At 62.3% G+C, this 18959-nt stretch carries 21 protein-coding genes and 1 pseudogene; 6 read left to right on the top strand and 16 right to left on the bottom strand.

Translation table 11 applies throughout. The annotated features are described in order from the left end of the window. Window positions 1-61: 61 nt before the first annotated feature. Window positions 62-772, bottom strand: coding sequence for a tRNA-uridine aminocarboxypropyltransferase (locus BLS27_RS18155; protein WP_070572311.1), 711 nt, complete (start codon window positions 770-772; stop codon window positions 62-64). 222 nt (window positions 773-994) lie between these two features. On the opposite strand from BLS27_RS18155, the gene BLS27_RS18150 reads away from it, so the two are divergent. After that, on the top strand, window positions 995-1417 hold the full coding sequence (locus tag BLS27_RS18150) for a quorum-sensing-regulated virulence factor family protein (protein ID WP_043208752.1): 423 nt from the start codon (window positions 995-997) through the stop codon (window positions 1415-1417). A gap of 1 nt (window position 1418) precedes the next feature. Here the strand turns inward: BLS27_RS18150 and BLS27_RS18145 are convergent, their stop codons facing one another. After that, window positions 1419-1625: a hypothetical protein gene (locus BLS27_RS18145; protein WP_090346107.1), complete on the bottom strand. Its 207-nt coding sequence runs from the start codon at window positions 1623-1625 to the stop codon at window positions 1419-1421. Window positions 1626-2003: 378 nt separating this feature from the next. Here BLS27_RS18145 and BLS27_RS18140 point away from each other — a divergent pair, with 378 nt between their 5' ends. Beyond that, a complete protein-coding gene (locus BLS27_RS18140; protein ID WP_043208756.1) occupies window positions 2004-3122 on the top strand; it encodes an LOG family protein in 1119 nt (372 codons plus the stop codon). 27 nt (window positions 3123-3149) lie between these two features. Here BLS27_RS18140 and recX read toward each other — a convergent pair whose 3' ends face one another. The 12 genes and pseudogenes from recX to BLS27_RS18080 all read right to left on the bottom strand — a co-directional run bounded on the left by recX (window position 3150) and on the right by BLS27_RS18080 (window position 10655). Beyond that, window positions 3150-3617, bottom strand: a complete 468-nt coding sequence (recX, locus tag BLS27_RS18135) for a recombination regulator RecX (RefSeq protein WP_043208758.1) — start codon at window positions 3615-3617, stop codon at window positions 3150-3152. A gap of 7 nt (window positions 3618-3624) precedes the next feature. Next, window positions 3625-4692 carry a recombinase RecA gene (gene recA, locus BLS27_RS18130; protein ID WP_090346105.1) on the bottom strand — a complete coding sequence of 356 codons (1068 nt, stop codon included), beginning with the start codon at window positions 4690-4692 and terminating at the stop codon, window positions 3625-3627. A 106-nt stretch (window positions 4693-4798) separates the two neighbouring features. Continuing rightward, window positions 4799-5281: a CinA family protein gene (locus tag BLS27_RS18125; protein ID WP_043208761.1), complete on the bottom strand. Its 483-nt coding sequence runs from the start codon at window positions 5279-5281 to the stop codon at window positions 4799-4801. 59 nt (window positions 5282-5340) lie between these two features. Then, entirely contained in the window at window positions 5341-5838 is a 498-nt protein-coding gene (locus BLS27_RS18120) for a lysis system i-spanin subunit Rz (RefSeq protein WP_043208905.1), read from the bottom strand. Next, window positions 5835-6167, bottom strand: a pseudogene (locus tag BLS27_RS18115) (glycoside hydrolase family 19 protein); the annotation flags it as partial. The pseudogene BLS27_RS18115 and the gene BLS27_RS18120, both read right to left, overlap by 4 nt. Further along, on the bottom strand, window positions 6130-6672 hold the full coding sequence (locus BLS27_RS24005) for a phage tail protein I (protein ID WP_244155253.1): 543 nt from the start codon (window positions 6670-6672) through the stop codon (window positions 6130-6132). The gene BLS27_RS24005 and the pseudogene BLS27_RS18115, both read right to left, overlap by 38 nt. A 1-nt stretch (window position 6673) precedes the next feature. After that, window positions 6674-7555, bottom strand: coding sequence for a baseplate J/gp47 family protein (locus BLS27_RS18105; protein ID WP_090346102.1), 882 nt, complete (start codon window positions 7553-7555; stop codon window positions 6674-6676). After that, on the bottom strand, window positions 7552-7878 hold the full coding sequence (locus BLS27_RS18100) for a GPW/gp25 family protein (RefSeq protein WP_043208788.1): 327 nt from the start codon (window positions 7876-7878) through the stop codon (window positions 7552-7554). The genes BLS27_RS18105 and BLS27_RS18100 overlap by 4 nt, the downstream gene beginning before the upstream one ends. Before the next feature lie 165 nt (window positions 7879-8043). Continuing rightward, window positions 8044-8601 (bottom strand): phage baseplate assembly protein V, encoded by a 558-nt coding sequence (locus BLS27_RS18095; RefSeq protein ID WP_090346100.1) that lies wholly within the window; start codon window positions 8599-8601, stop codon window positions 8044-8046. Next, window positions 8598-9095, bottom strand: coding sequence for a hypothetical protein (locus BLS27_RS18090; RefSeq protein WP_043208792.1), 498 nt, complete (start codon window positions 9093-9095; stop codon window positions 8598-8600). The genes BLS27_RS18095 and BLS27_RS18090 overlap by 4 nt, the downstream gene beginning before the upstream one ends. 11 nt (window positions 9096-9106) lie before the next feature. Then, complete coding sequence (locus BLS27_RS18085; RefSeq protein ID WP_043208794.1) at window positions 9107-9445, bottom strand: phage holin family protein; 339 nt, start codon at window positions 9443-9445, stop codon at window positions 9107-9109. Between the two features lie 463 nt (window positions 9446-9908). Beyond that, window positions 9909-10655, bottom strand: a complete 747-nt coding sequence (locus BLS27_RS18080; protein ID WP_043208797.1) for a LexA family transcriptional regulator — start codon at window positions 10653-10655, stop codon at window positions 9909-9911. A gap of 139 nt (window positions 10656-10794) precedes the next feature. Here BLS27_RS18080 and BLS27_RS18075 point away from each other — a divergent pair, with 139 nt between their 5' ends. Next, on the top strand, window positions 10795-11691 hold the full coding sequence (locus tag BLS27_RS18075; protein ID WP_043208800.1) for a LysR substrate-binding domain-containing protein: 897 nt from the start codon (window positions 10795-10797) through the stop codon (window positions 11689-11691). 1 nt (window position 11692) lies between these two features. On the opposite strand, the gene BLS27_RS18070 is transcribed toward BLS27_RS18075, so the two are convergent. Continuing rightward, entirely contained in the window at window positions 11693-13078 is a 1386-nt protein-coding gene (locus tag BLS27_RS18070) for an amino acid permease (protein WP_090346098.1), read from the bottom strand. 235 nt (window positions 13079-13313) lie between these two features. On the opposite strand from BLS27_RS18070, the gene BLS27_RS18065 reads away from it, so the two are divergent. The 3 genes from BLS27_RS18065 (at window position 13314) to fdxA (ending at window position 17303) form a co-directional block, all read left to right on the top strand. Beyond that, entirely contained in the window at window positions 13314-14114 is an 801-nt protein-coding gene (locus tag BLS27_RS18065; RefSeq protein ID WP_043208804.1) for a phytanoyl-CoA dioxygenase family protein, read from the top strand. A 154-nt stretch (window positions 14115-14268) separates the two neighbouring features. Further along, window positions 14269-16839: a DNA mismatch repair protein MutS gene (gene mutS / locus BLS27_RS18060; RefSeq protein ID WP_090346095.1), complete on the top strand. Its 2571-nt coding sequence runs from the start codon at window positions 14269-14271 to the stop codon at window positions 16837-16839. A gap of 140 nt (window positions 16840-16979) precedes the next feature. Continuing rightward, entirely contained in the window at window positions 16980-17303 is a 324-nt protein-coding gene (gene fdxA / locus BLS27_RS18055; RefSeq protein WP_043208808.1) for a ferredoxin FdxA, read from the top strand. A gap of 596 nt (window positions 17304-17899) precedes the next feature. Here fdxA and rpoS read toward each other — a convergent pair. Continuing rightward, complete coding sequence (gene rpoS / locus BLS27_RS18050; protein ID WP_043208809.1) at window positions 17900-18907, bottom strand: RNA polymerase sigma factor RpoS; 1008 nt, start codon at window positions 18905-18907, stop codon at window positions 17900-17902. Window positions 18908-18959 lie beyond the last annotated feature (52 nt).

Raw genomic sequence — 18959 nt, 5'->3', positions numbered from 1 at the left:
CCCGCCTCCTTGACTGCCAGCCTGGTCATTATGAACCAATCCACCGCGCCTGCCCCTTGGACTATAGGAAGGTATGCAACCGCCGATGCGCGTCGTCGTCCAGATCCAGCGGCAAGTGCCGCTTGGCACTCAAATAATGCAGGCTGAACACATCCAGGTAGGCGTCCAGTGCCTCGCTGGCGCGTTGGTCACCGGCCAATTCCAAGCACATTGCCGCAACCTCGGCGGTACAGAAATGGTCATCACGTTTGGAACGGCGCAGCTTGTAACGCGACATCTGCTCGGCCTGCAGGCTCAGAACTGGGAAGCGGTCCAGATAAGGGCTCTTGCGAAACATCTTGCGGGCTTCGGTCCAGGTGGCGTCGAGCAGAATGAACAACGGGCGTTTACCCGGCTCGCGCACCACCTCGCTGACAACCCGCTCTGGCGCGACGAACTCACCGGGGAAGACGATGTAGGGCTGCCATTTGGGGTCGTCGAGCAATGCGAGCAGGCGCGGGTCGACGTCGGTACGGAGCCAGCCAAAGGCCGAGGTGTCCTCTACCAGATCAGCGATCAGCCAGCCAGTATTGGTCGGCTTGAGTGGCTCTGTATCATGCATCACCAGACACATGCCGGCGTCGGCGGTGACCTTGGGCTTAAAGGCACACAGGCAGTGGCTGGCGATCACGCGGCAATCCGGACAACGCACCGCGCGCGAACCACGGGCGATGAAAGGCTTGTTGCTGCGGGCCAGGCGTTCGGCGCGCAGGCGTGCTACGGCGTGGCTCATGGCTGCACGCCTCGCGGAAGGAAGGAAACAGGCACGGTTGCAACTCGGCGGGAAACAAGCCGCCAGTCTACCAGAGGCGTTGTCATTTGCCGTGCAGGTGGACGGACGCCTCCTTTATAATCGCGATTTTGGCGACCTGGGATATCCCACAGGCGGGTGGTTTCATGGAACGCCGCTCGCTGGCGCAGGTCAAAGTGCCAGTCATCGAACCAGGAGAGATTCATGCTGCGTCTTACCATCCCGACCTTGAGCCTGCTGCTCGCACTGCCACTGGCGGCCCAGGCGGCCTCCAAGCAGGAATACGAGCTGAACCAGATGCTGCAGAAGGTCGCCAAGGAAAGCAGCGTCGGCACCCCGCGTGCCATCAACGAAGATATCCTCGACCAAGGCTATACCGTCGAGAAAGGCCGGGCGTTGGTCAACCACCTGAGCGTACGCGAGAGCCACGCCGAGCGGATGCGCGCCAACCCGGAACAGGTTCGCAGCCAGCTGGGCGACAGCGTGTGCCGCAACAATGGCTATCGTCAGCTGATGTCCAAGGGCGCGGTCCTGGTCTATCGGTTTTCGGTCTACAAGACCAACCAGCCGATCATGGACCAAGCCTTCGACGCCTCCAGCTGCGTGGCGGGTAACAAGAAGAAGTAACTCAGGCAACCCTGTCGTTGTTACTGGCGCGCCGCTGTTCTTCATCGGCGCGCAACTCCGCCAGCAGAGCCTGGAGATAACGCGAGTGCCGCTCTGCGACTTCCAACCTGCGCAAGCACTCGGCTTCCAGGCTCACTTGATGGGCCTGGGCAGCCCGCTCCAGCAGCAGATATAGCTGCCTATCCACCTCGATGATCAACCGATGCATACCGCGACCTCCTGCATCGAGACGTTGCGTTTCCAGTTAACCAGAGCTGCGTTACAGCTGGCCCCCTCCCGACGAGCGGGAAAACTGCGCTGTTATCGGACATCGCACTGTCTTCAATCGGCACGATCTAACGCTTGGGTCTAGATTGATAGCAAATACCCGCGCATTTCCGGCACCGAGGAGACTGCCCAGGCGCGGCGCTCTTGCACTGCGATAACAACAATGTGATGGACATTTGTCACTGCATCATGGCCTTGAAGGCCCACTGCAATGCTCGGGTTGCATACTCGAGCAACGGCAGCCAGCGACACACGCAGTGTCGCGGCCGGGATACCCCATCGTCCCGGTCAGAGGTTCTGCTGCAGAAGGAGACGTTGAATGCCTTACCAACCGAACGAACTCTTGTTCAATCATTTCAGGGACAACGGCATCGACCTGAGCAAGATTGATGAACAGCTGCAACTGGTCGCGCCCAACAGCCCCAACCTGCCGCTGTACCGCGACATGATGCTGACCATCCTGCGCATGGCCCACGACGACACCAACCGCTGGAACGCCAAGATCACGCTGCAGGCCCTGCGCGAACTCGACCATTCCTTCCGCACCCTGGAACGCTACAAGGGACGACGGAAGGTCACCGTTTTCGGCTCGGCGCGTACGCCATTGGAACACCCCATGTATGCGCTTGCCCGTGAACTGGGCGCAACCCTGGCACGCTCCGACCTGATGGTCATTACCGGTGCCGGCGGAGGCATCATGGCCGCAGCCCATGAAGGCGCCGGCACCGGGCACAGCCTGGGATTCAACATCACCCTGCCTTTCGAGCAACATGCCAATGCCACAGTGGATGGCACTGACCAGTTACTGCCCTTCCATTTCTTCTTCATTCGCAAACTGTTCTTCGTCAAGGAAGCCGATGCCCTGGTGCTCTGCCCAGGTGGGTTCGGCACTCTGGATGAAGCTCTCGAGGTACTCACCTTGATCCAGACAGGCAAAAGCCCTCTGGTGCCAGTGGTACTGCTGGACTCACCAGGCGGAACCTTCTGGCGCGACGCGCTGGCGTTCATCAGCAAGCAACTGGAGGAAAACCGCTACATTCTGCCCAGCGACATGAAGCTGGTGCGCCTGGTCCACAGCGCCGACGAAGCGGTGGAGGAGATCAACCAGTTCTACAGCAACTACCACTCCAGCCGCTGGTTGAAGAACCAGTTCGTGATTCGCATGCATCATCCCTTGAGCGATGCAGCGCTCTACGACATCCAGGAAGGATTCGCCGATCTACGCCTGAGCGGCAAGTACCATCAACAACCAGACAGCGGCCTCGAGCACGAGATAGGCAACTTCAACCACCTGACCCGATTGACCTTTGCCTTCAATGGCCGTGATCAGGGCCGCCTACGCGAACTGGTGGACTTCATCAATCTGCCGGAAAACTGGGCCAAGCCCCAGCCCATGCACACCACACAGCGAGCAAGGGAAGCCTTGAAGGTCGATTGAGAAAGGGGACAGCGGGAAACTGAAGAATCAGTCGTCAAGATTGCGGCCGCTGAGCAGGCGGCCGATCAGTTCCATGGGGAATCCACGGTAGGCAAGAAATCGGGTCTGCTGGGCACGGCTTCGGGGATCATGGGGACGTTGCCCGGCGAACTTGCGTTGCCAGACTTCCTGCAGCCGGGCCGCCCAGTCCACTCCGCTTTCACGCAGAGCCTGGTCGATGTCACCACGGTTCAGGCCGCGTTGCCCCAACTCTTCGCGAATACGCGCTGGGCCGTAGCCGGCATTGGAACGATAGGAAATGAAGCTTTCGAGGTAGCGTGCCTCACTTAGGAGCCCCTCTTCGGCAAGCCGATCGAGCGCAGGCTCGATCAACTCATCCGGTGCGCCGCGCTGACGCAGCTTACGTGTCAGCTCGACACGACCATGCTCGCGGCGTGCGAGCAGGTCCATGGCTGTCCGCCGAACGGCGACGGGGTTGTCGAGTACGACGGACATGGGCCAATCAATAACCGGCGTCGGCGTCAGCCATGTCGTGGGCATCGGCTTCAGCAGCGGCGGCCTTGCCAGCAGCGGCGACGGCACCTGCGTTGAGCAGTTTTTCGCGGATTTGTTTCTCGATCTCCGCCCCTACAGCTGGGTTGTCTTGCAGGAACTTGGCAGCGTTGGCCTTGCCCTGACCGATCTTGTTGCCTTGGTAGCTGTACCAGGCACCGGATTTTTCCACCAGGCCTTGGGATACACCCAGGTCGATGATCTCACCGTTGCGGTAGATACCCTTGCCATAGAGGATCTGGAACTCGGCCTGGCGGAACGGCGGCGAGACCTTGTTCTTGACGATCTTGACGCGGGTCTCGCTACCCACCACCTCGTCGCCTTCCTTGACAGCGCCGGTACGACGGATGTCCAGACGCACGGAGGCGTAGAACTTCAATGCGTTACCACCGGTGGTGGTTTCCGGGCTACCGAACATCACACCGATCTTCATACGGATCTGGTTGATGAAGATGACCAGGCAGTTGGCGTTCTTGATGTTACCGGTGATCTTGCGCAGCGCTTGGGACATCAGGCGAGCCTGCAGGCCCACGTGCATGTCACCCATTTCGCCTTCGATTTCGGCCTTCGGGACCAGCGCGGCCACGGAGTCGACAATGATCACGTCAACGGCGTTGGAACGCACCAGCATGTCGGTGATTTCCAGGGCTTGCTCGCCGGTGTCTGGCTGGGAGACCAACAGGTCATCGACATTGACGCCCAGCTTGCCGGCGTACTCGGGATCAAGGGCGTGCTCGGCATCGACGAAGGCGCAGGTGGCGCCGTTTTTCTGGGCTTCGGCGATAACCGACAGGGTCAGTGTGGTCTTACCCGAGGATTCCGGACCGTAGATTTCAACGATACGGCCTTTAGGCAAGCCGCCGATGCCAAGGGCGATGTCCAGACCCAGGGAGCCAGTGGAAATGGCCGGGATGGCCTGACGCTCGTGGTCGCCCATGCGCATGACCGCGCCCTTGCCGAATTGGCGTTCGATCTGACCCAGGGCAGCAGCCAAGGCGCGCTTCTTGTTGTCGTCCATTGAAATCCTCACGTGTTCGACGGGCGGCCCTGCGGCCGGGAATAACTGTATAAGTAGCCAGTATTATTCCACAGGGATTCGCTTTGGCAAACCCCCGTCGGGTGATTTACTCCGCACCAAGCTGTAACAAGCCGTCTAACGCGGTGATCACCGTCTGTCGGCGCACCGCTTCGCGGTCGCCGTCGAAGTGCCGGCGCTCGCTGATCACATGGTTGCCATCGGCCCATGCCAGCCACACGGTACCCACCGGTTTGGCAGGTGAACCGCCATCGGGCCCGGCCACACCACTGACCGCCACGGCAAAACGCGCCCCGCTGGCAGCTTGAGCGCCACGGACCATGGCCTCGACCACTTCCTGGCTCACCGCGCCCACCTGGCCGAACAACACTTCAGGGACACCCAGCTGGCGGGTCTTCTGGGTATTGGAATAAGTCACGTAACCGGCCTCGAACCACGCCGAGCTGCCGGGAATGCGGGTGATGGCCTCGGCGATGCCGCCACCGGTGCAGGACTCGGCAGTGCTCACCTGCGCATTGAGGCGCCGCAAGTGCTCACCAAGACGGGTAGAAAGAACGGTGATCGGGTCCATGGCTGGGCTCCTTGAAAACTGCGCTCTACCCTACCACCCTCGCTTGGCCAGGCAAGCGCTCAGCGCGCCAATGCCCGAATGTAATCCTGGCAGGCGCGCAGGGCGATCAGTCCCCGGTCTCCGGTGTCGGTGATGGCGATAATGCGTCGAGCATCCGCTGGGTCAAGTCGGGCGCGTACGGGGCCATGATCCACGCCGCTGGCGCTGGAGGGGGCAGGCACTGCGGGGCAGTTGGCGCCCTGTTCGACCAAGACTGACAACCGCAGGTCAGCAGTAGCCAGGCGGTCACGCAGGCGAGCTTGAGTCTGTTGGGCATGGGCGAGCTCCTGGAAATGTCGTGTTTCACTGCCTTGCAGGCGTTGTTCGAGTTGCTGGCGTCCCTCGCGCTCGGCGAGCAGCGCTCGCGCTGCTTCCTCTGCACGCGCCTGGGCCTCATGGGCTTGAGCCTCGGCCTGCTGCGCGAACAGCCGGCCGTAGCGCCAGGCCTGGACCTGCCAGGTCAATGCCGAAGACAACAGCACGAGCACCAGACACAGCCCCAGCCATAGGCGGCTCAACACAGCACCTCCCGCGCCCGTGCCCACAAGGCCAGACGATCTTCCAGCCCATTGAGCCCACCATTGATGTGACGGGTGATGCGATTGAACTCACCCCGGTCCGCCAGCGCATTGAGCCCGCGTGAATGCCAGAACCACGCCGCCGATTCACAGGCCCAGCGGGGTTGTTCAAGCATCTGCGGCTGCGCCAGCAGGCGTTCGTCACCAAACAGCGCCCGACTGCAGGCCTGATAGTTATTGCGACCGGTCACCTGGATCAGGCCACGGCCGCGATAGAGCTGACCATCACCATCAGCCTCGGGGGTATTGCCTAGTCGCTGGGCCAGGCTGGGCGAGCAGCGGCTTGTAGCTGGGCGCAGGCTTGGCTACCGCGACGAAGTTGCCGTTTGCGTCCTCCAGGGCCAGCTCTCGAATCCACCAACCGCCGACTTCCGGTGGAAGTACCAGTTCGGCGACCAGCACGGCCGGGTCGGCTGGCGAGGGGTACAAGGCATTGAGTTGCGCCCGCAGTACCTGGCGTACCAGGGCTGTCTGTGTCGGTTTCGGCGTAGGCTCTGGTGATTCGGAGGGGTCGACCACCCGACGGAGCGCACCGACAGTGCCTTTGTGGGCATGCACGGAAAACGCCGCGCGGATCACCGAGCGCTTGACCGCCTCGCTCCAACTGTCGTCCCAGCGATCGACCGACCAGGCCCAGGCCAGTTGGTACAGCAGGTGCGGCGGGCAGGTGTCGGGGTTGTAGAGCGTGCGCAGGGCAGGCTTGAGGTCCTCGGCGCTGGTGCCATCGAGCGCGCGCTCCAACGCCGTGCTGTTGATAGGCAGAAGGCCTGTCATGTCAGTCCCCCCGCACCACGGTGAACCCTTCGCACCAGGCGGCCTGGGCTTTGCTCGGGCGAATGTCGACCCAGTTCGCCAGCTCCACGCGGCTCACCCCGTTGATATGCAACTGGGCATCGACGCCTGAACGGGAAACCTCCATCCCCAGCCTGCGCCGTGGGTTGATCCAGGCAGCCAGGCGTCGCTCGCACTCGACCAGCAGCGCCTCGTTCTCAGGCCCGGTCCCGGCCATGTGCACCACCGCATCGATACGGTACGGCAGGATCTGCGCGGACTGCACCGTCAACCGGTCCGCCACGGGGCGTACGTCGTCATCGTTGAGGTACTGGCGCACAACCTCCAGCAGCGCCGGTGGGGCCTCGCCATTGCCATCCAGTGCCAGCACCGTCACCACCACCTCTGCCGGCGCCGGACTTTCAGCGGTCGCGTCAGCGACCAGCCCCGAAGCGTTGCGGGCATGCAGGATGTAGCTGTTGCGCGGGCCGGCGGTGGTCAGACCTTCGTAGACCAGTTGCACCCGCTCGCGCAGGGCGTCGTCGGCTTCCAACACCTGCGCCAGCGGCGGCACCGCCTGCAGGTCCTCGGCCTGGACCACCAGGCGCTGGAGATTGACGTTGGCCGCCAGTTGGTCGAGGTCGCTCCCTTGGGCGTAGGCCAGCAGCAGCGCCTTGGCCGCGTCGTTGATACGGGCGCGGTTGAGCAGCTTGCGGTAGGCCCCGACCTCCAGCAACTTGGTTACCGGGTCGCTTTCCAACTGGGCGGCCCAGCTCTCGCCCATCTGGGCGCGGAAGGTCTCCAGGTCGGCTTGGTACAGCGCCTCGTAGTCAAGGTCTTCGAGCAACTGAGGCGCAGGGAGTTTCGACAAGTCCACCTGGCTCATATGCTGACCTCCACCAGGGCGTCATCGCCCAGGTAACGGCCGCTGAGGGCGAGGTTGACCTGGCCGTCGAGCACCGACAGCACACGCACCCGCTCAAGCTTCAGACGCGGCTCCCAACGCCCCAAGGCGCGGGCGACTTCCGCTTGCACGGCGCTCTTCCAGCCGTCGTTGACGGGCAAGTCGACGTAGCGACGCAACTGGCTACCGTACTCGGGGCGCATGCGCCGGCTGCCTTGCGGGGTGGAAAGGATGTCCTCGATGGACTGACGAAGGTGGGCGATGCCGGCCAAAGGTTGGCCGGTGCGGCGGTCCATGCCGATCATGGTGCGCCTCCTGTTGCAAGGTGCGAGGTCCGTTGGTGGAATCGCATTTAAGAGTCTCTCCTGGTTAAGGCCTGCACCTGTTCGCGGCTAAACCCGCGATACAGACGCCACGGAGCAGGAAACCTGCTTGTCAGCGCCGGCATTTCCGATGCAGGGGGGCCTCAATCAATGCTTGTGGTTAGCGGTGTTGCCAGCGGTGTCGATGATCCTGCCGCCGCCGTTGATGTCGCCGCTGACGGTCAGCGGCCCGTTGATGGCGACCTGGCCGGTCAGGGTGATAGCCGTGGCGTCGAGCTCGATGGCACCCTCGCTGACGCGTAGGGTGCTGGCGCCTACCTTGATGCTGGCGTTGCCGGCAGGCAGGTGGATGTCGTAGCGCTTGGCCTGCCAGTCATAGGCGAGCGAGCCGCCGTCCTCGAACCGCCACACCTCCACATGGTCGCGGTTGTCCGGCGCGCTGCCGGCATTGCCGTAAAGGCCCGGCACGAAAGTGCCCAGGGCCGGCTCACCGCTGGGGCTGATCAACACGCCCTGCTCGCCCAGGCTTGGTGCCCGCCAGTGGCGTGCCTTACCGGCGGCCAGGCAATGCCAGCGCAACCAGGCACTGGTCCAGGCTCCATCGGATACCCGCACCCGAGCTGCGGCCAGGTCTACCGCAACAACGCGGCAAGGGATGACCAGGCTGGCCAGCATCCGATCATGCATCGCGCTGGCGTAGCTCATGGGATGTCCTCTGCAGCGATATAACGGTGCTCGTTGCCCGACCCGGTGTCCGGGTCGATGCCCAACATCAGCATGCCGGGCGGCTGATCAGGCCAGTGCCACTGGGGCTCGCCCAACAGCACCGGCTGCTCCCAACGGACAATCCAGTGGCCACCCTCGAACTGTGCCAGCGCATTGCGGCTGGCCTCGACAAAATCCAGGCCCCAATACTGCTGGCGCAGCAGGTCCATCAGTTGTGCGGCCAGCAGGCTTCCCTGCAGGCGTGCATCGGGGTCGCCGAGGTCGGGGGTGATATCCGCCTCGAAGGTGGTGACCAGCACCGAGCGCCCATCCCGTGGCGCGGCGTCCGCGGTCATGCGCACGATGCCATGGCGCAGCGACGGCAGGACGGTGCTGCTCTCGACATCAGAAGCGATATCGACTGACGCAAGTTCAGGAATCGCCTCACGAATCGTTGCGGTCAGGGCCGCATGCAAAGTGGCCAGTTCGCTCATTTCAATGCCTCCTATCGCTCATCGGCCTGGGGTACATCACGCAACCCCAGGCGTTTGGCCGCCCAGCGCTCGTAGAGCCCGATAGCTACGTCGGCGCCTGCCATGGCAGTCATGCAGCCAAAGGCGCTGGCGCTCCAGATCGACATGCCGCTGGCGTACAGCAGCATCACCGTCGAGACCCCGCAGACCATGCAAGCCCCGGATCGCAACGCCAGCCGGCGCACCAGCGCCCATCCTCGCGCGCCAGCCTTGTCGGCACGCCACATCTCACCGCTCAGGCCGCCCAGCAATGCCAGGACGATCACCAGCCAGAGCGGTATCTCCAGCAACGTCTGTTGCTCGTTCGTCACTGTCCTGCCTCCTGTATGAATGCCCGCCGGTGCTACCGGCGGGACGGTTGTGTATGAACTCGGCATTCCAAAAAGCCCGGGCTGCCAGGCTTTTCAGTAATGCGTTGTCGAACCGCCGGCCACATCTGGTGACGCCTGGCGGTTCCGCTTCGAATTGGTGTCTCCGACCGCGGCCACCTGCCCGCCGGATAACTGTTCGTGGTGCTTTACGCTGCACACCCGGGCCAGTTGCCAACCCTCTGAACAGTCGAGGCCTGTTCATCGCTGCCTGTGTAACAACCGGTGTCGACCGGCTTGAGACACAGATTATGCACTGATGCATATCCAGTCAATGCATAAATTCATATTTCTAACGAATAAAATTTGCTGAAATGCATGGAGGCTATGCACGACGTGGCTTGTAGGGATTTTCTGCGGACGAAAAAAAACCCGCCGAAGCGGGTTTTCTTGAAAAGGAGATGCCTCAGCGAGCGTACATGCCCCACCAGAACACATGGCCCAACAGGCTGATCTGCTCTTCCTGCATCTGCTGGAAGCTGTAGTCCTCGTCAGGGTGTTCATCGCGATTGAAGCTGCGCAAACGAATACCGGTGGGCAGACGGTATACCTGTTTCACACGTAACTGGCCATTGTGGTTGATGGCGTAGAGGTCACCATCGATGATGTCGCCGATCGCGCATTTTCCGGTGTTGACCCCGACCGTCGCGCCATCACGCAGTACCGGCAACATACTGTTGCCGCGCACGGTCACACACTTGGCCTGGTCGAACTGGACGCCATTGTGGCGCAGGCTGCGCTTGCCGAAGCGCAGGCGGGCCTTCTCGCTTTCCTCGATGACGAATCTTCCTGATCCTGCTGCCAATTCAACCTCTCGAAGAAAAGGAACGGACACCTCGTCATCCTCGACGGGGGTTTCGTCGTCCCACAGGCTGATGTCGCTCAGGTCCGCATGGCCATGGGCCGGCTGCGCCGCCTCGCGGGACTCGCCCAGCTCGACGCGCCCGCGCAGTTGGTCGGTACTGACGCCGAAGTACTCGGCGATCTTCGACACATGCTTGTCGGACGGGTCGACGATCTTCTCGCTGAGGATGCGCGACAACGTGGATTGGGGAACGCCCGTGCGCCGGTGCAGCTCCGTCGGTGACAGGCCGTGGCGGTCGAGCAGTGCTTTGAGTACGGTGGCTACGTTGCGTTTTTGCATACCGTGCATAATGGATGTGCCGCAGCGCAAATGCAATCCGTGCGCGTGCTTTCTCTTATACCCATCGCCCGACCGTGGGGATTTCCTTGTACTCTCATGAGCCCTACACCGCGGGAAGACTCCCCGCGATAGCGAGGTCAAGACAACAATGATCGGCTTTACCTTTCGCCAGCTCGAGTACTTCGTCGCCACCGCCGAACAGGGCAGCGTCAGCGCCGCGGCGCGAGCCAAGCACATCTCCCAGCCCTCGGTGTCGCTGGCGATCTCGCAGCTCGAGGCCATCCTGGGCGAAAAACTGTTCCTGCGTCAGGCCAGCCGGGGCCTGGAGCTGAGCCCGGCGGGGCGGCAACTACTGGAGCAGGCACGCGAGATCCTGGCCATGGCGGCCGGCATACGCAGTGCGGGGGATGAGCCACAAGTGCTGCGCGGCAATCTCAGCCTGATCTGCTTCCAAGACCTGGGCCCGTGGTACGCGCCGCGCCTGCTCAGTGGCTTTCGCCAGCGCCACCCGGAAGTCGCCATGACTTTGTTCGAAACCGACCTTGCCGGGGTCAACCGGCGCTTGAACGAGGGCAAGGCAGAATTGGCGCTGACTTATGACGTGGGCCTGGACCCACAGATCGAGCGCCGAGTTCTGGCACAGGTGGCGCCGTATGCCCTATTGCCGGCGGACCATCCTTTGGCCCGCCAGGAGCAGGTATCGTTGGCCGACCTGGCCGAGGAGTGCCTGATCCTCGAAGACATCGCGCGAACCCGCGAGTACTTCCTCTCGCTGTTCTGGGCCCACGACCTGCAGCCACGCGCCCAGCAACTGACCCAGACCTTCGAGATGCAGCGCGGGCTGGTCGCCCATGGCTATGGCGTGGCGCTCTCATGCACACGGCCTGCGGGCGACCAGAGCTACGATGGCCGGCCACTGGCGTGCCGGCCTCTGCGTGAAGCCGTCAGCCCGCAGTCGGTGGTACTGGCGCAATCGAGCGCCATGCGCCCCTCCCCTGCGGCCCAGGCATTCCTGCGCTGGGCCAGCGAGCTGTTTTCCGTCTGACTCAGGCGTTGACCGGCGCCTGGCGTGGCTGGCGCGCCACCCACAGCCAGTAGCCGACCGACAGCAGGGCCAACCAGCCCAGGCCGACATACATCGCGGTGCGCGTATCCGGGAACCAGCCCAGCACGCCGAAGATGAACAACATGAACACGATCGCCAGGGCCGGCCCGACGGGCCACAGCGGCACCGGGAAGTCCAGCGCGGCGATTTCCTCGCGGCTCATGCCACGACGCATCGCCACCTGAGACAGCAGGATCATCAACCACACCCAGACGATCGAGAAGGTCACCACGGCGGCAAGGATCAGGAACAAGTTCTCCGGCGCCAGGTAGTTCAGCACCACGCCCAGCAACAGTGCGACGCCCATCACCAGCACGGTCATCCAGGGCACGCCGAAGCGCGACAAGCGGGAGAAGCCGACCGGTGCCTGGCCGTTCTGGGCCATGCCGTACATCATGCGTCCGGCGCTGAAGATGTCGCTGTTGATCGCAGATACCGCCGCTGAAATCACCACGATGTTGAGCAGGGTTGCCGCTGAATCTATGCCCAGACCACTGAAGATCTGCACGAACGGGCTGCCCTGGCTGCCGATGTTGGTCCAGGGGTAAATCGCCATCAGCACAACCAGCGTGAGCACATAGAACAGCAGGATACGCAGCGGCACCGAGTTGATCGCCTTGGGCAGCACGCGCTTGGGGTCCTTGGCTTCGCCGGCGGTGATACCGATCATTTCGACGCCGCCGAAGGCGAACATCACGACCGTGAAGGAGGCGATCATGCCGCCGATCCCATTGGGGAAGAACCCGCCATGACTCCACAGGTTGGACACCCCCGTGACCGTCTCGGCGCCGTTACCCAGCTGGATGCCGAACAACAATACCGCGCCACCGGCCGCGATCATCGCGATGATTGCGGTGACCTTGAGCAACGAGAGCCAGAATTCCATCTCGCCGAACACCTTCACGCTGCACAGGTTCAGCGCGCCGATGAAGCAGACGATCCCCAGTACCCAGATCCAGCGCGGTGTGTCGGGGAACCACAAGCCCATGTACACCCCGAATGCCGTGACATCCGCCAGGCACACCACCAGCATGGAGAATGCATAGCTCCAGCCGGTCAGAAAGCCCAGGTAGCGCCCCAGGTATTGGCTGGTGTACTGCCCGAAGGAGCCGGACACCGGGTTGCGCACCGCCATTTCACCGAGGGCACGCATCATCATGTAGATCGCCGCGCCGCCGATCAGGTAGGCCAGCAGTACCGACGGCCCGGCCAGCTTGATCGCCGACGCCGAGCCGTAGAACAGCCCGGTGCCGATCGCCGATCCCAATGCCATGAAGCGGATATGCCGGGTACTCAGGCCTCGTCGCAAGTTGTTGTGATCGTTCATCCCAGGGACTCCTCATTGTTCTTGTTCTTGGCCGGCAGTCGCGCTGCCGTTGAAGGGTTCTCGCAAGGCCCGGAAAACACAGGGCGCAGGGCTATTAACCGGCCAATCGCAGGGCAAGACAACAAGGTGGGGCATACAGAATAGCTATAGTGGCGCATAGGAATTCTGTGATTTACCCGGCCCTCGGCGGCACCCGATGCTGGTGCCACGACAACAACAACGAGAGGGCTGCCCCATGAATCCCCACATCGAAGATTTCCAGCGAGACGGCGCGGTGATCCTGCGCGGCGTGTTCAAGGACTGGATCGAACGCCTGCGCGAAGGCTTCGAGCAGAACCTGGCCGAACCCAGTGCCTTCGCCATCGAGAACGTCGGCTCCGGCGAGAGCGGCCGATTCTTCGAAGACTATTGCAACTGGCAGCGCATCCCGGCATTCACTGACTTCGTGCTGAACTCCCCGGCCGCAGGGCTCGCCGGCGAGTTGATGGGCTCGCAGCAGGTACAGGTGTTCCACGACCACATCCTGGTGAAGGAGCCCGGCACCGCCAAGCCCACCCCTTGGCACCAGGACCTGCCCTACTACTGTGTCCAGGGCCTGCAGACCGCCAGTTACTGGATCCCGCTGGACCCGGTTACCCGTCACAATACCTTGAGCGTGGTGCTCGGCTCGCACCGCTGGCCCAAGCCCGTACGCCCCAAACGCTGGGCCAGCAATCAGGACTTCTATGGTGCCACCGACGCCGATGGCCAGAACCTGTTCATGGACATGCCGGACGTCGAGAACGGCGAGTACCAGATCCTTTCCCCGGAAATGGAACCTGGCGATGCCATCGTCTTCGATTTCCGCACCGTGCATGGCGCCGCCGGCAACACAGGCACGAACCGGCGCCGCGCCTTTTCCACACGCTTTTTGGGAGATGACGTACGCTACGTGCAGCGTCCGGGGCGCACTTCGCCACCCTTCCCTGGCATCAATTTGAGCGACGGCGAACGCATGCGCGAGGACTGGTTCCCGGTGGTCTGGCAGCGCCGCTGACCCCTACCTGACACGCTCAAGCCCCGCGCCTTGCTACGCGGGGCTTGAGCGCTTTCAACAAGGCCGAAGTGGCCAAAGCGGCCTGTGCCCGGCTGACAAGAACCTGTAGACTTGGGCGTTTCGCATTTTGTCTGAGACAGCTTCAAGGCCTTGAATGTCTGACCTTTCCGCACACACACCGATGATGCAGCAGTACTGGAAGCTGAAAAACCAGCACCCAGACCAGCTGATGTTCTACCGCATGGGCGACTTCTACGAGATCTTCTACGAAGATGCCAAGAAGGCCGCCAAACTGCTGGATATCACCCTGACCGCCCGTGGCCAGTCCGCCGGCCAGTCGATCCCCATGTGCGGGATTCCCTTCCACTCGCTGGAAGGCTATCTGGCCAAGCTGGTCAAGCTGGGCGAGTCGGTGGTGATCTGCGAGCAGATCGGCGACCCGGCCACCAGCAAGGGCCCGGTGGAACGCCAAGTGGTGCGGATCATCACCCCCGGCACGGTCAGCGACGAAGCGCTGCTCGACGAGCGCCGCGACAACTTGATCGCCGCGCTGCTCGGGGACGAGCGTCTGTTCGGCCTGGCCGTGCTGGATATCACCAGCGGCAACTTCACCGTGCAGGAGATCAAAGGCTGGGAAAACCTCCTGGCCGAACTCGAACGCATCAACCCGGTGGAACTGTTGATCCCCGACGACTGGCCGCAAGGCCTGCCGGCCGAGAAACGCCCGGGCTGCCGCCGCCGCGCGCCCTGGGACTTCGACCGCGACTCGGCGCGCAAGAGCCTGTGCCAGCAATTCGCGACCCAGGACCTCAAAGGCTTTGGCTGCGACAAGCTGACCCTGGCCATCGGCGCCGCCGGCTGCCTGCTGACCTACGCGAAGGAAACCCAACGCACCACCCTGCCTCACCTGCGCAGCCTGCGTCATGAGCGCATGGATGACACCGTAATCCTGGATGGCGCCAGCCGTCGCAACCTGGAGCTGGACATCAACCTGGCCGGGGGGCGCGAAAATACCCTGCAATCGGTGATCGACCGTTGCCAGACCGCCATGGCCAGTCGCCTGTTGACCCGTTGGCTGAACCGCCCGCTGCGCGACCTCAAGGTGCTCAAGGCTCGCCAGGATTCGATCCGCTGCCTGCTCGACGGCTACCGCTTCGAGAAGCTGCAACCGCAGCTCAAGGAAATCGGCGATATCGAACGGATCCTCGCCCGCATCGGCCTGCGTAACGCCCGCCCACGAGATCTGGCGCGCCTGCGCGATGCCCTCGGCGCCCTGCCCGAGCTGCAGAACGCCATGGCCGAGCTCGAAGCGCCGCACCTGGCACGCCTGGCCGCCATCGCCGGCACCTACCCGGAGCTCGCCAGCCTGTTGGAACGGGCAATCCTGGACAACCCGCCAGCGGTGATCCGCGACGGCGGCGTGCTCAAGACCGGCTACGACACCGAGCTGGACGAGCTGCTGGCCATGAGCGAGAACGCCGGCCAGTTCCTCATCGATCTGGAAGCCCGTGAGAAGGCCCGCACCGGCCTGGCCAACCTCAAGGTCGGTTACAACCGCGTGCACGGCTACTTCATCGAGCTGCCCACCAAGCAAGCCGAGCAGGCGCCAGCCGACTACATCCGCCGCCAGACCCTCAAAGGCGCAGAGCGCTTCATCACACCCGAGCTCAAGGCCTTCGAGGACAAGGCGCTGTCGGCCAAGAGCCGCGCCCTGGCCCGGGAAAAGATGCTCTATGACGCCTTGCTCGAGACTTTGATCGGCCACCTGGCACCGCTGCAGGACAGCGCCGCCGCCCTGGCCGAGCTGGACGTGCTGAGCAACCTGGCCGAACGCGCCCTGAACCTGGACCTGAACTGCCCAAGCTTTGTCGACGAGCCGTGCCTGCGCATCGAGCAGGGTCGCCATCCGGTCGTCGAACAGGTACTCACCACACCATTCGTGGCCAACGACCTGGCGCTGGACAACAGCACACGCATGCTGATCATCACCGGCCCGAACATGGGTGGTAAATCCACCTACATGCGCCAGACCGCGTTGATCGTGCTGATGGCGCACATCGGCAGCTTCGTGCCGGCGGCGCGCTGCGAGCTGTCGCTGGTCGACCGCATCTTCACCCGCATCGGCTCCAGCGACGACCTGGCCGGCGGCCGCTCGACCTTCATGGTCGAGATGAGCGAAACCGCGAACATCCTGCACAACGCCACCGACCGCAGCCTGGTGCTGATGGACGAAGTGGGCCGTGGCACCAGTACCTTCGACGGGCTTTCCCTGGCCTGGGCTGCGGCCGAGCGCCTGGCCCAATTGCGTGCCTATACCCTGTTCGCCACGCATTACTTCGAGCTGACCGTGCTGCCGGAGAGTGAGCCGCTGGTGGCCAACGTGCACCTGAACGCCACCGAGCACAACGAGCGGATCGTCTTCCTGCACCACGTCCTCCCGGGCCCTGCCAGTCAGAGTTACGGCCTGGCCGTGGCGCAGTTGGCTGGCGTGCCTTCCCCGGTGATCCAGCGTGCCCGTGAACACCTGGGCCGCCTGGAAACCACCAGCCTGCCCCATGAGCAGCTGATCAAGGCTGCCAAGGGCGAGCCGCAAGTGCCGCATCAGAGCGACCTATTCGCCAGCCTGCCACATCCGGCCATCGAGAAGCTGGGCAAGCTGGACCTGGACAACATGACGCCGCGCCAAGCTATCGAAACGCTATATCAACTGAAAAACCTGTTATAACGGCGCCCACTACAAACTGGTAGAATCCGCCGCGGTTTGCTGGTGCTGCAGGTTATTAGCCTGGCCTGCAGCCAATGCCTGTAAACCGCGCGGCCCTGATGAGGAAGGGCCGCCGCCGTCGCCTGAGGAGAGAATTAGAAATGACCTTCGTCGTCACCGACAACTGCATCAAATGCAAGTACACCGACTGCGTGGAAGTCTGTCCGGTGGACTGCTTCTACGAAGGCCCGAACTTCCTGGTCATCCACCCGGACGAGTGCATCGACTGCGCCCTGTGCGAACCGGAATGCCCAGCTCAAGCCATTTTCTCGGAAGACGAAGTGCCTGCCGGCATGGAGAACTTCATCGAGCTCAACGCCGAACTGGCGGAGATCTGGCCGAACATCACTGAGCGTAAGGATCCCCTCCCTGATGCTGAAGAGTGGGATGGCAAGCCTGGCAAGATTGCAGATCTGGAACGCTGATAGCGTCCGGATACGAAAAGGCCCCAAACGGGGCCTTTTTCATTTCTGGAAATGCGCCATACAAACTGCCAAAGCCGGCGATGGACTGCAAAGCAGCCCAAGGGACAGGACCACTTCGTTCGAGGCCAAGCGGATAGCCCCTGCACGCCACATGAAGCGCAGCCTCTGCCATTGAATTCAAGGCAAAAAAAAGGGGCGGTTTGACCCGCCCACATTTTTTCCGTAGTCCCTGCTTGTCCTAAACATCATCCTGATGAATCGCATCTTGCGATGTCCATGACCTTCATCCGTGAAGGCTGTGCCGGTCCGTCGACACAGTTCGAATACTAGCCACTCCAGCACGGCGAGCAAGGGCTAAACCTCTCAAAACGCTACAGCTGACACATCTTTTAATGCCTAAAAAGGCGTTATTTTTCAGATACTTACATAAATAGATAGCTTAGAAACGACAATGATTTACTGATCCTTACGGGGAAGTCTTACACCACGAGTAAGCGATCTCTTACACGCAAAGCAACGTAGGTAGCGAAATAAACAATCCTCTCAGATACAAAAACGCCCCGAGATTATCGGGGCGTTTTGTGTTGCGGTTGCGCTTACTGGAACAGCGACTCACTCGAGAGGCCGTTCTTTTCAAGGATTTCACGTAGACGCTTGAGCCCCTCGACCTGGATCTGCCGCACGCGCTCTCGGGTCAGGCCGATTTCCAGGCCTACATCCTCAAGGGTGCTGCTTTCGTGGCCCCGCAAGCCGAACCGACGCACCACCACCTCACGCTGCTTGTCGGTCAACTCACCCAGCCATTGGTCGATGCTCTGGGAGAGGTCGTCGTCCTGCAGCAGCTCGCACGGGTCGGTCGGGCGATCGTCCGTCAGCGTGTCGAGCAGGGTCTTGTCGGAGTCCGGGCCGAGAGAAACGTCCACCGAAGAGACACGCTCGTTGAGCCCAAGCATGCGCTTGACCTCGGCCACGGGTTTTTCCAAAAGCCCGGCGATTTCTTCCGGGGAAGGCTCGTGGTCGAGCTTCTGGGTCAGCTCCCGCGCGGCACGCAGGTAGACGTTGAGCTCCTTGACCACGTGGATCGGCAGGCGGATGGTGCGGGTCTGGTTCATGATCGCCCGTTCGATGGTCTGGCGAATCCACCAGGTCGCATAGGTCGAGAAACGGAAACCGCGCTCCGGATCGAACTTTTCTACCGCGCGGATCAGACCGAGGTTGCCCTCTTCGATCAGGTCGAGCAGCGACAGGCCACGATTGACGTAGCGGCGCGCAATCTTGACCACCAGGCGCAGGTTGCTCTCGATCATGCGCTTACGGCCAGCCGGATCGCCTTTTTGCGACAGGCGTGCGTAATGCACTTCCTCTTCGGGGGAGAGCAGCGGAGAAAAGCCGATTTCGTTGAGATACAGCTGGGTGGCGTCGAGCGCCCGGCTGTAATCGATGTACTTGTGCTGTTTGAGCGATGAGCCTTGTTTGGCCTTGGTCCGAACCGAAGGTACAGCAGGTTCGTCTGACACCACATCCGTTTCCAAAACGATGCCCGTCTCCATCAACAGGAGGTCATCGTCGATGTCAAACTCCGGCACTTCTTTGCTGAGAGCCATTGTTATAGTCCTTTGCTGAGTTCGAACTCAGACTCGAGCGGCACCTGTTTCC

It is taken from the genome of Pseudomonas guariconensis (assembly GCF_900102675.1).
Classification (GTDB): Bacteria; Pseudomonadota; Gammaproteobacteria; order Pseudomonadales; family Pseudomonadaceae; genus Aquipseudomonas; species Aquipseudomonas guariconensis.
This window is presented reverse-complemented; position numbering and strand designations above follow the sequence as displayed.